The following is a 15,364-nucleotide window of genomic DNA, read 5'->3' on the forward strand; positions in this document are numbered from 1 at the left end:
TGAAGTCACGGCTATCGGCAAGGCTTCCTCTGTGGCAGACCTTGACGGTCCATCGCCGGCGACCGAATCCATCGATACCGCGCTCTCGAAAGCGGAACGGCGCAAGCTGTTGAGCGGGCACCTCAGGGAACCCCTCCTGACAGAGCTCCACAACAACGAAATCCGTTTCAGCGAGGATGCTGTTCAGCTGCTGAAGTTCCATGGCAGCTACCAGCAGAACCACCGCGAGCTGCGCAAGACCGACAAGGTGCGCTGCTGGCAGATGATGCTGCGACTGCGCAACCCGGGTGGACGCGTTCCTGCCCAGCTGTTCATGGCACTCGATGATCTCTCCAACGAGATCGGCGACGGAACGCTGAGAACTACAACGCGCCAGGCGTTTCAGATGCATGGCATCCCGAAGGCCAACCTCAAGCAGGTGATCGGGACGATTGTTGAAAATCTGGGATCGACCCTGGCCGCCTGCGGTGACATCAACCGCAATGTGATGGCCCCACCCGCACCGTTCGAAAAGGGTGGCTACCCCGTCGCACGCCAGCTGGCCGACGAGATCGCCGACCTGCTGAGTCCCGAAGCTGCGGAAGGGTCCTACCTCGATCTCTGGGTGGATGGCGATCTCAGCTACCGCTTCAAACCGACACGCCCCGTCCGCAAAGCTCGTCTACGGCAAAGCGACAAGGGTGTGTTCTCCAACAGCACAGCCGAACCGCTTTACGGAGACACCTACCTCCCGCGCAAATTCAAGGTGGCCGTGACGGTGCCGGGGGACAACTCCGTTGACCTGCTGACCCAGGACATCGGCCTTGTGGTGTTCACGGATCCTTCCGGCGAACTGCGCGGCTGCAACGTCTACGTCGGCGGGGGCATGGGTCGTACCCACAACCAGGACGACACCTTCGCGCGCCTCGCCGAACCACTGGGATACGTCGAGGCTTCAGAGCTGTTCGATCTTCTCCAGTCGATCATGGCGGTGCAACGCGACTTCGGCGATCGGGAGGTGCGTAAGCACGCCAGGCTCAAATATCTGATGCACAACCGGGGCATGGCCTGGTTCAAGCAGACGCTCAAGGAGCACTACTTCAAGGGAAAGCTCAAGGGTCTGCGCAACGAGCCCAAGGCCAAGTTGATGGACTACCTCGGATGGCATCGCCAAAAAGCCGGCCACTGGTTCGTTGGTCTTCATCTGACCTGCGGACGGCTCGAGGGGGAGATGAAGGCGGGACTCCGTCGCATCGTCGAGACCTATCAACTCGAAATTCGTCTGACAGCCAATCAGGACCTGCTGCTCTGCAACATCGGTACAGCCCAGCGCGCCGGCATCCGTGAGGACCTCGCTGCCATCGGCTTCGAGGTCCCCGATGCACCGGCTCCCCTGGCTAGGCACGCCATCGCCTGTCCAGCGTTACCAACCTGTGGATTGGCGATCACGGAAGCGGAACGTGCACTCCCCTCTGTGCTGAACCGTCTCGAGCAACAGCTGGAACGGCTGGACATCGAAAAGCCCGTGCTGATCAGGATGACGGGCTGCCCCAACGGTTGTGCCAGGCCCTACATGGCCGAAATCGGCCTGGTGGGCAGCGGCGTGAATCAATACCAGCTGTGGCTGGGTGGCACCCCCAACCTTCAGCGCCTGGCGCAGCCGTTCATCCAGCGGATGCCCCTCGACGATCTCGAGACAACGCTTGAGCCGCTTCTGCTCAGCTGGAAGCAAGCCGGCGGCCGCCGCAGCCTCGGCGACCATGTGCACAAGCTTGGGGATCAGGCGGTCTCCGCGCTGCTGGGAGCACCGGCGTAAATCGCCCGTTCAGCTCCGCACCGCCAGGCCCACAGCTGATCACCATGGCTGAAGTGCCACCACTCGTTGGGGTGTTGTTCAAATCCAGCTGCATGCATCACCTGTCGGAGCAACTCCCTGCGTTCATGCCAGACAGCCTGCTCGGAGTCGGGGTGTTGCTTTGCTGCTTCACCGTAGTGATCGGGATGGGAAATCTCACCAATCGCGTCGATCGCCCCACCCATCTCGAGGGGCTGGCCGGGAGTGCGGTTGGCCAGGGTCAGATCCACTGCAGCACCAGTGCTGTGCGGCGGGGGCATGGTTGGATCTGAATTGGGGGGAGCCCAGAAGCGCCCCACGTCGTCCACCACGGCCTGCACCGCTGTCGCCTGAGCCGGATCCGCCCGGTTCAGACCACGACGCTCACACTCCTCGCTGATGGCGTAGGCGACCATGTAGCGCTGAACGGCGATCGGCCGCCAGGCATCGAAAATCGCCAGCTGCAGGTCGGGGTGTTGTTGCTGAAGCCGCTGTTGCACCATCAGAAGCCGCTTGATGACGCCGCTGCGCAGCCGAAAGGGATCCGACCCCGGTCCATAGGGAGCACCAGCCTGGACATAGGGGTGGGGCTGCAGCCTCAGCAAGGACGGCGGCAGTGGTTGGAGCGGCTCCCGACAGTCCACGATCGGCCGGTCATTCCAGGGTCGCACTGGCAGGAGGCAACGATCTGATCTTTCCATACCCGCGCGGTCGCAGCCTGTTCAGTTCAGCGGCGCGGCACCACTGAGCTGCTGCTGCTGACGATCGAGCAGGCGAGCCAGCAACGGATGAGCCTCCAGTGCAGGATCCTGTTTCAGGATCGACTTGGCCCCGGCCCGAGCATCCTCCAGCACAGCGGCATCGTCCGCGAGGCTGGCCAGGGCCAGATCAGGCAGTCCCGACTGACGGGTTCCCAGAACCTGACCGGGACCGCGCAGCCGCAGATCCATTTCAGCGATTTCGAAGCCATCGGTGGATCGCACCAGCACATCGAGGCGTTGGCGGGCCTGCGCGTTGGAACTGCCGTTGATCAGAACGCAGTGGGACGCCGCCGCTCCACGGCCAACCCTACCCCGCAACTGATGGAGCTGCGCCAACCCGAAGCGGTCTGCATGATCAATCACCATCACGCTTGCTTCCGGGACATCCACACCCACTTCAACCACTGTGGTGGAGACGAGAACCTGGCTGTTGCCGCTCGCAAAATCCCGCAGCACCGACTGCTTGTCAGCACTGCTGAGCCGACCATGCAGCAGTCCGACCGTCAGGTCGGGGAACACCTCGGAGGCCAGTTCGGCATGGACATCAACGGCGGATCGCAACTCAAGCTTTTCGGATTCCTCCACCAACGGCAGAACGACATAGGCGCGCTGCCCTTTCTCCACTTCCGATCGGATCAGCTCAAAGGCTTTCTCGCGGCGAGCCGACCCGAGCATGGTGGTTCGGATCGGGGTCCGACCTGGCGGAAGCTCATCGATCTGACTGACATCCAGATCGCCATGCACGGACAACGCCAGCGTCCGGGGGATCGGTGTCGCCGTCATCGTTAGCAGATGGGGCTGAAGCCCTTTGTTCAGCAGCCGGTCCCGTTGATGCACCCCGAAGCGGTGCTGTTCATCGACCACCACAAGCCCCAGTCGCGAAAACACCACGGGATCCTCAAGCAGGGCATGGGTGCCGACGAGAACGTTGAGGGATCCGTTGGCGAGATCATCGAGGAGCTGTCGTCGCCGCGGCCGCGGGGTTGAACCGGTCAACAGCTCGACGGTCACATTCAGCTGGGGCAGCCAATGGCAGAGATTGCGGTAGTGCTGCTCCGCGAGAACCTCGGTCGGAGCCATCAGGGCACCCTGCCAGCCAGCCTCGATCGTGCTGAGCAGGGCTGCAATCGCAACAACCGTCTTGCCGGATCCCACATCCCCCTGAACCAGGCGTGCCATCGGCTCAGACCGCTGCAGATCAGCCGCGATCTCCGTCGAAACCCGTCGCTGAGCGTCCGTGAAATCGAACGGCAGCAGCGCGAGAAAGCGCCCCACAAGACCCTCTGTCATCACGGAGAGATCAAGCTGTGGTGCCGGCCTGGAACGGAGTTCTCCGCGGCGCCGCAGCAGACCGAGTTGCAACAGCAGAAATTCATCGAACACAAGCCGGCGGCGCGCCTGGTCGAGTTCCTCACGATCCTTGGGGCAATGCAGAGCCCGCAGAGCCTCTCCAAGCGGCAGGAGTTGATGAGCGGACCGCTCCTGATCCGAAAGCGGGTCTGGAGATGTCGTGGCCAGGGGCAGGACCTGCTCGATCAAGGCACGGAAACGATCGGCACCAACGCCCTCCGTCAGGGGATAAACGGCCAGGAGTCGTCCGATGCTGCGGGACTTCACCGGCGCATTGGAGCTCTCAAGCACCTCGATCAACGGATCCTGAAAGGTGAGCCCATAGCCAGCGTCCTTCACCAGACCACTCACCGCCACGGTACACCCTGTCGGATAGAGCCGCTGCTGCCCCTTGAGATAGGCCTGAGAGCTGAAGCGTTTACCAGCGAGAAAGCGACTGACCCGAAGTCGCCCGGTGGGATCCTGAAGATGCAGCTCCAAAATCGCCAGGTTGGGATTGCGGGGGCTGACGAACCCGCCGCAGCGGCGGACCGTCGCCACGATCGTTGCGGTTTCTCCAGCGACGAGCGCCTCAATGCGGCGACGGGCGGAATAGTCGACGTGGTCCCGCGGGTAGTGACGCAGCAGATCCTGAATCACGAAAAGGCCCATGGAGGCCAGACGGGCGGCGAACTTCGGTCCGACGCCACGCACGGCAGTCAGCGGACTGTCCAGGGACAGAGACGCCTGCGCCGATGTTGGAGATGAGGCTGTTGATGCTGAGTCTCTGGACTGGAGACGCAGCCGGGGCGGGGCCATCGGAGCCGAGGGCTCGAGCCGACAGCGCAGCTCATGCAGCCACTGGCGCGTGTCCGTCACCAGGCGACGACGGGCCGGAGCCGTCAGAGAGGAGTAGTCCGCAAACTGATCACACAGCCTCTGAAGTCGTTCGCGACTGCCAACCGGCAGAGGCACCGCCGGAGCCTCACTGAGCTGCTGCTGAAGAAACTGATGAAAACGCTGCTGACGTCCCTGCACATCAGGACAGTCACGCTCCATCTCGACCCGCAGAGCCTGCTGCAACGGCCTCATCCAGGCCAGAAGGGCCTGGAGTTGGACACCGGTCAGTCCCCGGTCAGCGGATGTGATTTCGGACCGGTTGGGCTCTGCCAATGGGAACGGGCCTCAAGATCAAGACGTCGGCGCTGCCAATGCCGTTGTTGACGAACCATTGTGAGCAGATCGCGCTGATGGGCGTGAAGGCGTCTGCGAATGCGCCTCAAGCGATGACTGTCAAATTCAAGTTCACTTGTTCTCAGGAGAAGGCAGAGAACATCGACCCCCTGCTCCACGTCACCCATGGCCATCGGCAACCGCAGTCGCAGCAGATTGGTGGCCGTGGACTGGGTTTCCACCTGCCCCCGCAGAACAGCTTCCAGCAGATTCACCGGCAGCAGAGTCCCCGCCAGTCCACAGCGCAGCATCTGCACGTTCACCGCATGGGAGAGATTGCGCAGGCGTCTGGACAGGGCCTGATCCAGACCATCCATCCACTGAAGCAGCGCATCCGGCATATCCGGCAGCAAGCCTTGATCGCCGACCTCGTAGCTCGCTCCGCTGAACTCGGCGATTTCCTCTTCGAGACTGGATGTGGAGTGCTCCAGGGCATCGCCGGCGAGCTGGAACAGAGAGCGCAGAACATCCATGTCAGTTCCGGCTTCCGCGCTCTCAGGCTGGGGGACTGGCTGACTGACAGGCGGCTGGCTGGTTGGTGGCTGGCCGGGGGGTTTCTGGGCAGGCGGTGTCGGGGCTGACGGTGTCTGGCCCGATGGTGGCTGCAGAGCGGAATAGACCTGTGGATCGTTCACCGGAAGATCAAAACTCAGATGAACGGATCCGGAGGGTTCCTGGGGCAGCCCCTCGCGGGCGGGCGGAGGCGTGGCGCTTGATTGCTGCTGTTGCTGCTGCTGCTCAGCCAGACCACGCAACATGTCGCGACTCAACCGCGCCTGACGACGACGGAACTCCTCGTCTATCTGCACCATCAGATGCATCAGCTGTTCAACCGTGAGAAGAACCGAACAGCGTTGGATCAGGCCATCCACGGCCGCATGGAAACGACGCCGGGATGACTCCGGCAATGCCGAAAAACGACCTGGATCCACATCGCTGATCAGACGAAACAGCGCCTGTCGGGTGCTGTCCCGGAGCTCCTCCCGAAGAATCTGCAGGTAAAGGGCCTGATCCCGATACACCTCAACCGAACGCTGGCGACACACGCGTTGGAGCCGCGCGAGCTGTTCGGAAGGGTCACGGCCGGATCGGCCCTCTGCTTCGGGCACCGAAATCAGCCGGCCTTCTGCATCGAGGCCACTTCGGCGGCAAAGTCGGCTTCCTCCACCTCAATGCCTTCACCAAGGGTGTACCGGGTGAAGCGCCGCACCTGAACGTTTTCGCCGATCTTGCCGGCGGTTTGCTTCACCAATTCAGCCACGGTGATCGCGGTGTCCTTGATGAAGGGCTGCTCGAGCAGCGCGAGTTCCTTAAGACGTTTGCCGATGCGACCCTCGACGATCTTCTCCTTCATCTTGTCCGGCTTGCCCTCAAGATCGTCCCGACCCATTTCGATCGTCTTTTCACGATCGACGATCTCCTGAGGGATCTGATCGGTGGAGACGTATTCCACGTTGGGGCAGGCCGCCACCTGCATCGCCACATCACGAACCAACTCCTGGAACATCTGGCCACGGGCGACGAAATCGGTTTCACAGTTCACCTCGAGCAGCACGCCAACCCGCGCACCGGTGTGGATGTAACTACCAACTGCTCCTTCAGCCGCCGTTCGGCCCGATTTCTTCTCTGCGCTGGCGATGCCTTTCTGGCGAAGCCACTCTATGGCCTTGGTGGAATCCCCATCGGTTGCCGCGAGGGCCTTCTTGCAATCCATCATTCCCGCGCCGGTCTTGTCGCGCAGGTCTTTGACAAGCTTGGCGGATACGGCAGCCATCGAACGTCGTAGAGAAAGGTGAAAGATGAAGAGCCGCCGGCCCGCAGAGGCAGAACGGCGGCGTGAACTTAGCGGTTCAGTGGGACTCAGCCGTCAGCGTCGTCGCCGCCGCGCTGGTCGTGATGTCCGTGACGGCCTTCGTTGATCGCATCTGCCAAGCGTCCCAGCACCAGCTGAACGGAGCGCACGGCGTCGTCGTTGCAGGGGATGGGAACCTCGCAGAGATCCGGATCGCAATTGGTGTCGAGCATCGACACCAGGGGAATATCGAGTTTGCGTGCTTCCAGCACCGCATTGGATTCGCGGCGCTGGTCCACCAGAACCACAACGTCGGGCAGACGACGCATCGTTTTCAGTCCGCCCAGATATTTCTGAAGCCGTTCCAGCTCCCGACGCAGCACTGCACCCTCCTTCTTGGGGCGCATGGCGATGGCTCCACTGGATTCCATCCGCTCGAGATCCTTCAGACGGTCGATCCGGGCCTTCATCGTGGTCCAGTTGGTGAGCATGCCGCCCAGCCATCGTTGATTCACATAGGCGGCACCGCAGCGGGCCGCCTCAAGGGCAACCACCTCGGAGGCCTGTTTCTTGGTGCCCACAAACAGAAAACGCTTGCCGCTTCGAGCTGCGGAGCGCGTCCACTTGTACGCGTTGTTCATGCAGACCGCAGTCTGGACGAGGTCGATGATGTGGACCCCATTGCGCGCGCAGTAGATGTAGCGCGACATCTTGGGATTCCAACGACGGGTCTGGTGCCCAAAGTGGGCACCCGCCTCCATCATTTCGGCGAGAGTGACAACAGCCATGGTTCGAGGTTTCGGGTTCGCCTCCACCTGCCAGGGACGGATCAGGGCAGCGCCTGGGGGCGTTCTCCGAGATCACATTCACCCGAAACGGGCAGGTGTGCGGGGTTTAAAGGACCTGTCGACGTTATCAAAGCAAGGGGCACGGCACCCCAGCAGCACTGGCTTCGCGGAAGAGAGCGCGCACGCCGATGCGGTTCAGAGGCAGTCGCAGCAGCTCCATGGCGGTGCCTGGATAGCCCCGACGAATCAACCAGCGGAGCAGCGGGCGAAGGGTGCGTTCATTGAGCAAACCGCCGAGGGTCAGGAGCTCCCAGAGAATGCGGTGGAGCCAGGTGTACTGAATGATGAATCGCACCCGTCGTGTCGGGTGCTTGCGGTAGAACACAAGCCCCATCCGGGCACGTTCCCCCTCCACTTCGATCAAACGCGGAATCTGCTCCAGGCTGAGGGCGGGATGCCAGTGATAACCGACAGCTTCAGGACACTGAATCAGCTTCACGTTCATCCGACGCAGCCTCTCGCCAAGTTCCAGGTCCTCCCAGCCATACAGCCGGAAGCCCTGATCGAACAGACCTGAGGTCTCAAGGACGTTGCGATCAATCGCCACATTGCCGGTGGCGAAATAGGCCCAGGACAGATCCCGCAGCTTGTGACGCTCCTCGGTGGGGTTGTCGAAATTCGCCGTGTTGACGACCGCCCCATAGGTGAAGGCCAGACGGTTCCCTGATGACGTCCAATACCGCTGGAGCGCTTTGGCATGACAGGCGAGAAAGGACGCTGTCACCACCAGATCGCTGTCGATGAAAACAATCACATTTCCTCTGGCATGGCTCACTCCGCGATTGCGGCCGGCCGCTGGTCCCCCATGCTCCTGTTGGATCAGCCGCACATGGGAGAAGCGGGCCTGTTCCCGCCGCAGCCATTCCGGGGTGCCGTCGGTGGAGCCGTCATCCACCACCACAACCTCGTACCGGTCGAGAGCGCCGTTGAGTTGCTGCTGCTCGAGGGCATCGAGACACTTTTCAAGAATCGGCCTGCGGTTGTAGGTCGGTATCACGACACTGACGAACATCCCGCTGACCTCCTTTCAATCCTTCAGTGCAAGCCTACGGACAGCAGAAAGGGGGCCTGATGCCCCCCGCCCTTAACCGTGCGTTGACCAGGCCCTGATCAGTCGGCGGCTCCGCCGTTGTTGGCCGTGCCGGTGACGCCATTGCCGGCTCCCTCGCCGCGGCCGTCATTGCGCAGCTTGCGCTTCTTGAATTTGCGGGCGTAGGCGCGATTCCGCTCCTGTTTCTCCTTCTTGAGATTTCTGCGTTTGGCCATGCAACCGGTGTACCTGAATCAAGATTACTCAACCGGCGGCAGAAGGCAGCCGTCCTCCATGCGCAGCAGACGATCCGCCACATCGAGGATGCGTGGGTCATGGGTCACCATCAACACAGCACAGGACTGGTCCCGTGCCAGCTGGCGCAGCAGCTCCACCACCTCCCGACCCGTGGCGCCATCGAGGGCGGCGGTTGGTTCATCCGCCAGAAGCAGTTGGGGATGGGCAGCCAGCGCCCTGGCGATCGCCACACGCTGCTTCTGGCCTCCGGAGAGGTCTTGGGGAAGCTTGCCCATCTGGTCCTCGAGGCCCACACAGCGCAGCCAGCGTCGGGCTTCGTCGCGTCGGGACCGGTAGCTCAGACCGCTGAGGAGATCCGAACCCATCTGAACGTTCTGTTCGGCGGTGAGGCAGCGAAGCAGGTTGTGCCCCTGAAAGATCATCCCGATGCGGCGGCGAATCTGCTGACGCCTGCGGCGCCCAGCCCCATCCAGTTGCTGGCCAAGAACGCTGACGCGACCTGACTGCACCGTTCGAAGAGCACCGATGAGGGTGAGCAGCGTTGTTTTGCCGCACCCGGATGGACCTGTCAGCAGCACCACCTCTCCGGCTTGGATCTCGAGGCTGATCCCCTGCAGAACCTCACGACGCATCGAGCCGCGGCCGTAGGCATGGTGGAGCTGATCGATCTGAACGGCAGCCATCAGAAGATCTCGGCAGGATCCGCATCCACAAGCCGGCGCATGGCCAGCAGGGCTGACATCAGGCACATCACCAGAATCATGGCCAGCACCGTGAGGGCACGGGTGACATCCATCCCAACCGGCAGGCGCGTCGCGTCGCGCACAAACCAGTACAGACCCTCTCCGGCCAGGTAGGCGGGGAGATAGCCCAGAGCTGCCAGGTACAGACCCTCGCGCAGCACCACACCGAGAAGATGACTGAGTCGGTAGCCCATCGCCATCAAGGTGGCGTATTCGGGCAGGTGGTCGCTGACATCGGTGTACAGCACCTGATAGACGATCACGCAACCGACCACGAAACCCATCGCTGCTCCGAGGGTGAAGATGAAGCCGATGGCCGTGCTGCTCTTCCAGTAGTTCTGTTCAAAGTCGATGAACCCCTGTTTCGTGAGAACCATCACGTCGTCAGGCAACCTGTCCTGCAAACGCTTGAGAACGGTTTCAGGATCAGCCTCCGGCTGCAGGCGAATCAAACCGACTTCAATGGATCCGGGAGCCTTCTGAGGCATCAGATCCAGAAAGGTTTCCGTGCTGGTGAGCAGGTTGCCGTCCGCACCGAAGCTGGTCCCAAGGCTCACCAGGCCTTCCACCCGCACGCGATTGCCGGCGATCTCTGTTTCCACCGTTCGCCCGTCGCGGTACCACTCGGCAATCGGACCGAACTCCGGGCGTGAGAGCTGATCAAACAGGATTCGGCCCTTCTGCTTCAGCACATCGGTTTTGGCCGAGAGCTCCGGATCCACGAAAAAGGGATCCTCCGGCTCGAAACCCAGCACAAGAATGGCTCGGTTGCGACGGGATTCCGGGTTCCTCCAGAGCATCAGTCCCCAGTGCACCGGACTGATGCCGCTCACGGCGGGGTCAGCCAGGGTCTGGACCAGTCGACGACGAGGGAACCCGGCCATCCGTACCGAACTGGCCGAACGCGGACTGATCAGGACCAGATCGGCATCAAATTTGCGGTGCACCGTGACGCTGGCGTCAAACAATCCATCACGGAATCCCAGCTGCATGAACATCAGGATTCCAGCGAAACTGATGCCGGCCAGGGCCACCAGCAAACGCACGGGCTGGCGCGACAGCAGCAACCAGGACAGAGGTATGCGCCGTCCCTGCCAGGGACACCTCATGGCTCGAAGCGGGCGATCAACTTGAGCCCCGAGAGGCGGCTCACCCGACCGGCATCGGCTGGGTCCAAACGCACCTGGACCTCAACAATCCGGGCATCGGCATCGCCGGTCGGATCGGTGGACAGCACGCTGCGCTGTTCAACCTGCGGACTGATGCGAAACACTTCCCCCTTGAGTTGCCCCTGAAAACCGCCGTTCTCGCTGGTGAGAACGACGGGCTGCTGCAGACGGATCCGGGCGATGTCGGATTCGTACACCTCGATGCGCGCCTGCATGTTCTGGCTGTCCCCCACCTCCATCACGCCGTCCGTTCCGGGACGTTCACCGACCCTGGCGTGAAGCTTGAGCACGAGGCCATCGATCGGAGAACGGAGCTGGGTTTTGTCCAGATCCACCAGCAGGCCCTTGCGTTGAGCCATCGCCTGCCGTTGCTGACCCTGGAGCCGGATCAGGGTCTCCTGCTCCTCCTCCACCTTGACGACCGACACAGCTCCGGATGCCGCTGGGTTTCTGTAGCGAGCCAGCTCGCGCTCCTGCAGCACGATCTGGTCACGCAGACTCGCCAGCTGGGCATCGATCTCTTCAAGGTCCGCCAGCAGGTCGGCCCGGTTTTCGAATTCCGCCAACACCTGGCCGATGCTGATCGGATCACCCTCCTCCACCAACACCTTGGCCAGGCGCGGTGCCCCTGCCACGCCTGCTCTGGGGGCGGCCAGCCGCCGGACCTCGCCCGCAGGCTCAAGCTGACCAAGCGCCGCCACTGCTTCTTCAGGTTGGCGTTGGGGTGTCTCAGCCATCGCTGATGGCTCCGGCAGCGACGATTTCTGGGAGATCCACCAGAGAGACCCACCCGCTGCAAGGCTGACGACGACGAGGGCTAGGATCTGTCGGGAACGCATCAGGATGGTCTCAGTGGGTCATCGAACAGCAGTTCACTGATGTAGCGATCCGCCCAGGTGGTGGTGAAGGCCTTTTCAAGGACGCGCCGGGTTTTGTCGTTGCGTCGTTGCTGAAGGCAGTACTGACGCTGACCTTCAAACCTCGCGATCGTAGGGATTCCGTCCGCAGGGTCAGGCTCTGCTGTTTGGACAGCTGAACGCAGCACCTTCAGATAGGCGCCGACCAGATCAAGAAACATGCTCTCCTCCTCCTCCCCATCGGGACGGATGAAGCAGACGTGGGGGGAAAAGATGGTTCCCCAGCCGGGCAAGGCCCGTTCCTGCCGGAAACGGGGCCGCTCCAGAGCCAGCAGACCTGAGCTGACGCGCTGCGGCAATGCAGGGCCAACGGGAGAGAGATCGACAATGGCGGCGGAGATCCCTGCCGGTCCGGCGACGACATCAGCCCCGAAGATCGGCAGATCAAAGCGAGGATCTGGAAACCAGACGCAGTGAAGGATCTGCAGACCCATCCCAAGACGCGCAATCTCGAGATGGAGTTTCCGCAAGCCTCGACAGCTGCGCAGCTCATTGCGAATGAACAGCGTCTCTCCATCCAGGAGTCCACTGATGGACTCCAGATCCGCCGCCACCGCAAAGGTCTGCAAGTCCGGCAGATCTGCCCAGCTGGCACGGATGCAGTCCGCCAGAGCATGCACCAATGGGTGCAATCCCTCGGAACCGTCCGTGATCGAGGGCTGCATGCACGCTGGCAGACACAGAATGGAACTTTGACACGCAGTTCTGAACTCCCTGCTCACCAGTCCTCAGCTGGATCACTGGACCCTGCCCAACGGGGTCCGCATCGTTGAAGCGGCGATGCCGGATGCTCCGCTGACGTGTCTTGATCTCTGGTGTCAGGCAGGAAGCAGTTCGGAACAGCCCCGGGAGGAAGGGATGGCCCACTTCCTCGAACACATGGTGTTCAAGGGGAGTCAGGAGCTGCCAGCTGGCGCCTTTGACCGCCAGATCGAAGCACTGGGGGGAAGCAGCAATGCCGCCACGGGATTCGACGACGTGCACTTTCACGTGATGATCCCGTCTGAACAGGCGCCACGTGCCCTTCAGTTGCTTCTGGAGCTGGTGCTGCATCCCGCTCTTGCAACGGAGGATTTCGGGACGGAACGGGAGGTGGTGCTCGAAGAGATCGCCCAGTACGCGGATCAACCCGACGAACGGGTGATTCAGGCATTGCTCTCTCAAGGCTGTCCGGACCATCCCTATGGACGCCCGATCCTGGGGGCAGCGGAGCAGCTTCTGGCGATGACACCCGATGCGATGAGACGCTTCCACCGCCGTCGTTATCGCGGCAATCACTGTTGTCTGGCCATCGCAGGGCCGATCGAGGCCACACTGCGGAGGAGCATTGCTGAATCAGCACTCGCGGACCTGCCATCCACCAGCGAGATCCAGTCCCAAGCGGCTCTCAGCCATCGGAACGGACGACATGAGATCAGCGTTCCGCGGCTGGAATCCGCCCGGTTTCTGATGCTCTGGCCCATGGCTGCAGCGGATCAGCTTTCTCTGGTGATGGGGGCTGACCTGCTCACCAGCCTGCTGGGGGAGGGCCGGCGCAGCCGCATGGTGGAACGACTGCGTGAGCAGCTGAAGATTGCTGAAACCGTGGACATGGATCTGACGGTTCTGGAGCAGGGAAGCCTGGTGACCCTGGAAGTGTGTTGTGCGGAGCAGCAGTTGCATGCCGTGGAGAGCGCTGTGCACGAGCAGCTGCACAGGCTGGACACCGATCCCGTGGAGGCCTGGGAGCTCGAGAGAGCACTGAACCTGGTGGGAAATGGTCTGCGATTTGCCTTGGAGTCCACTGGGCAGGTGGCCGCGATGGCCGCCAGCCAGACCCTCTGGGGACGCCAGCAGTCGTTGCTGGAGCCGCTGCAGCAACTCGAACGCTGGACGACGGACGAGCTGCGAGCTGAACTGTTCCCCAGGCTTCAGCCTGAGGAGGCCTGCACCCTGATCGCCCGACCCGGGACATCGCAGGGATGACGGCACTAACTCTGCTGCTGGAACCAAGGCGCAGCCCCGATGTGCTGGCAGCCAAGCTCTGGCTGCCAGGGGGAAGCAGCCTGGACCCGCTGGGTCAGCGAGGGGCACACCAGCTGCTGGCATCGGTGATGAGCCGGGGCTGTGGTCCCCTCGACCATCTCGCCCTGGCGGATCTGGTTGAGGGTCGCGGCGCCGGACTGCGCTGTGAGGCCCACGAGGACGGACTCCTGATCAGCCTCCGCTGCGCCAGCGGCGATGCTGCTGATCTGATGCCGCTGCTGGCCTGGATGGTGATGGATCCTCACCTCAAGCCAGATCAGGTGATGTTGGAGCGAAACCTCAGCGTGCAGGCACTTCAGCGCCAGCGTGAGGATCCCTCCCAAGTCGCCTTCGATGGTTGGCGACAGCTGGTGTACGGCGACCACGGCTATGGCCATGACCCCCTCGGCCTGGCGGATGACCTTGTCCGCCTTGATGCAACACAACTGAGGCCTCTCAGCCAGTTGACCCGACGCATGCCGGCGACCCTCGCCATCGCTGGTGTCTGGCCGGCCGGGTTGGAGCAGGGCATCGCCAGCTGGCCAGGTTTTCGCGACTGGTCTCACCATCACGAGCCGCCATCAGACGAACAGCCTTCAGATGAACAGCCATCAGCGGCATCCCAGTCGGTTGCGCATCACGGGGTCACGGCCTACAGCCAGCCGACGGAAACCGAGCAGGTTGTGCTGATGCTCGGCCAAGCCACCCTGCCCCATGGTCATCCCGACGATCTGGCACTGAGGCTTTTGAGATGCCATCTGGGGATGGGCATGTCCAGCCTGTTGTTCCGACGCCTGAGGGAAGAGCATGGCGTGGCCTACGACGTTGGCCTCCACCACCCGGACCGTCGTGGCAACAGTCCTTTTGTGATGCATGCCTCGACGGGGGCCGACCGGGCAGCACTCACGCTCGAACTGCTGGCGGAGAGCTGGTGGGAACTGGCTTCATCCCCTTTGAGCCAGGAGGATCTCAATCTGGCGCGCGCCAAGTTCAGGGGACAGATGGCCCACGCTCGACAAACCAGTGCACAACTGGCCGAACGACGGGTCGTGCTGCGCGGTCTTGGCTTGCCGGACGACCATGATCAGCGATGCCTGGAGAGGCTGGGGGAGCTTGATGGGGCAGAGCTCCAGCGCGTGGCTGCAACCCGGCTCAACCAACCCCGCCTCAGCCTCTGCGGACCCGCTTCAACGCTTGCGGATCTCGAACGCCAATGGCAAAGCCATCAGGGGGAGTCCGCCTGAACCGCAGGCTCAAGACGATCGGCAGCGATCAGAAAGGTGCCGCGCCGAAACCGAATCGCCACCACATCCAGGGGATGCAAGGCCACAACCTCGCCGATCTCACCAGGGCCGATCAGGTCCGGCGGACGCAGCATCGGCATCGGATCCGCCGTTTTCAGGTAGGCCTGCGGCTGGGTCAGTCGCAGCTTGTCACCAATTGCCGCCATGGAGCCTTTGCAGAGAT

Annotated in this window: 15 protein-coding genes; 3 read left to right on the plus strand and 12 right to left on the minus strand. The window is 62.4% G+C overall.

Annotation, left to right across the window (positions count from 1 at the left end):
• Positions 1 to 31: 31 nt before the first annotated feature.
• The gene (locus KR100_RS08785; RefSeq protein WP_051847646.1) at positions 32 to 1,795 is read left to right on the plus strand and encodes an NADPH-dependent assimilatory sulfite reductase hemoprotein subunit; all 1,764 of its coding nucleotides are present in this window, start codon (positions 32 to 34) and stop codon (positions 1,793 to 1,795) included.
• Here KR100_RS08785 and KR100_RS08790 read toward each other — a convergent pair.
• From KR100_RS08790 to KR100_RS08835, 11 genes are all read right to left on the minus strand, one after another.
• Entirely contained in the window at positions 1,759 to 2,484 is a 726-nt protein-coding gene (locus KR100_RS08790; RefSeq protein WP_038548432.1) for a M15 family metallopeptidase, read from the minus strand. The two genes, KR100_RS08785 and KR100_RS08790, sit on opposite strands and share 37 nt — an antisense overlap.
• A 51-nt stretch (positions 2,485 to 2,535) precedes the next feature.
• Positions 2,536 to 4,995, minus strand: coding sequence for an ATP-dependent DNA helicase RecG (recG, locus tag KR100_RS08795; protein ID WP_081858974.1), 2,460 nt, complete (start codon positions 4,993 to 4,995; stop codon positions 2,536 to 2,538).
• 32 nt (positions 4,996 to 5,027) lie between these two features.
• The gene (locus tag KR100_RS08800) at positions 5,028 to 6,245 is read right to left on the minus strand and encodes a hypothetical protein (protein ID WP_038544941.1); all 1,218 of its coding nucleotides are present in this window, start codon (positions 6,243 to 6,245) and stop codon (positions 5,028 to 5,030) included.
• 5 nt (positions 6,246 to 6,250) lie between these two features.
• Entirely contained in the window at positions 6,251 to 6,910 is a 660-nt protein-coding gene (gene tsf, locus KR100_RS08805; RefSeq protein WP_038544943.1) for a translation elongation factor Ts, read from the minus strand.
• Between the two features lie 86 nt (positions 6,911 to 6,996).
• A complete protein-coding gene (gene rpsB / locus KR100_RS08810; protein WP_038548435.1) occupies positions 6,997 to 7,716 on the minus strand; it encodes a 30S ribosomal protein S2 in 720 nt (239 codons plus the stop codon).
• 127 nt (positions 7,717 to 7,843) lie between these two features.
• Positions 7,844 to 8,788 carry a glycosyltransferase family 2 protein gene (locus KR100_RS08815; RefSeq protein WP_038544946.1) on the minus strand — a complete coding sequence of 315 codons (945 nt, stop codon included), beginning with the start codon at positions 8,786 to 8,788 and terminating at the stop codon, positions 7,844 to 7,846.
• 98 nt (positions 8,789 to 8,886) lie between these two features.
• Complete coding sequence (locus tag KR100_RS16555) at positions 8,887 to 9,042, minus strand: hypothetical protein (RefSeq protein ID WP_006171625.1); 156 nt, start codon at positions 9,040 to 9,042, stop codon at positions 8,887 to 8,889.
• A 24-nt stretch (positions 9,043 to 9,066) separates the two neighbouring features.
• Positions 9,067 to 9,747, minus strand: a complete 681-nt coding sequence (locus tag KR100_RS08820) for an ATP-binding cassette domain-containing protein (protein WP_038544948.1) — start codon at positions 9,745 to 9,747, stop codon at positions 9,067 to 9,069.
• Entirely contained in the window at positions 9,747 to 10,916 is a 1,170-nt protein-coding gene (gene devC, locus KR100_RS08825) for an ABC transporter permease DevC (RefSeq protein ID WP_038544953.1), read from the minus strand. Before devC ends, KR100_RS08820 begins: the two co-directional genes overlap by 1 nt.
• Positions 10,913 to 11,815, minus strand: coding sequence for an HlyD family efflux transporter periplasmic adaptor subunit (locus KR100_RS08830; RefSeq protein ID WP_038544956.1), 903 nt, complete (start codon positions 11,813 to 11,815; stop codon positions 10,913 to 10,915). Before KR100_RS08830 ends, devC begins: the two co-directional genes overlap by 4 nt.
• Positions 11,815 to 12,558 (minus strand): phycocyanobilin:ferredoxin oxidoreductase, encoded by a 744-nt coding sequence (locus KR100_RS08835; RefSeq protein WP_038544959.1) that lies wholly within the window; start codon positions 12,556 to 12,558, stop codon positions 11,815 to 11,817. The genes KR100_RS08830 and KR100_RS08835 overlap by 1 nt, the downstream gene beginning before the upstream one ends.
• 115 nt (positions 12,559 to 12,673) lie before the next feature.
• Here KR100_RS08835 and KR100_RS08840 point away from each other — a divergent pair, with 115 nt between their 5' ends.
• Together KR100_RS08840 and KR100_RS08845 are read left to right on the plus strand one after the other, a co-directional pair.
• Positions 12,674 to 13,858, plus strand: a complete 1,185-nt coding sequence (locus KR100_RS08840; protein WP_038544962.1) for a pitrilysin family protein — start codon at positions 12,674 to 12,676, stop codon at positions 13,856 to 13,858.
• Positions 13,855 to 15,141 (plus strand): pitrilysin family protein, encoded by a 1,287-nt coding sequence (locus KR100_RS08845; protein WP_038544965.1) that lies wholly within the window; start codon positions 13,855 to 13,857, stop codon positions 15,139 to 15,141. The genes KR100_RS08840 and KR100_RS08845 overlap by 4 nt, the downstream gene beginning before the upstream one ends.
• On the opposite strand, the gene KR100_RS08850 is transcribed toward KR100_RS08845, so the two are convergent.
• Positions 15,123 to 15,347 (minus strand): NAD(P)H dehydrogenase assembly family protein, encoded by a 225-nt coding sequence (locus KR100_RS08850; protein ID WP_038544968.1) that lies wholly within the window; start codon positions 15,345 to 15,347, stop codon positions 15,123 to 15,125. The two genes, KR100_RS08845 and KR100_RS08850, sit on opposite strands and share 19 nt — an antisense overlap.
• Positions 15,348 to 15,364 lie beyond the last annotated feature (17 nt).

The sequence above is a fragment of the Synechococcus sp. KORDI-100 genome (genome assembly GCF_000737535.1).
In the GTDB taxonomy this organism is placed as follows: Bacteria; Cyanobacteriota; Cyanobacteriia; order PCC-6307; family Cyanobiaceae; genus Parasynechococcus.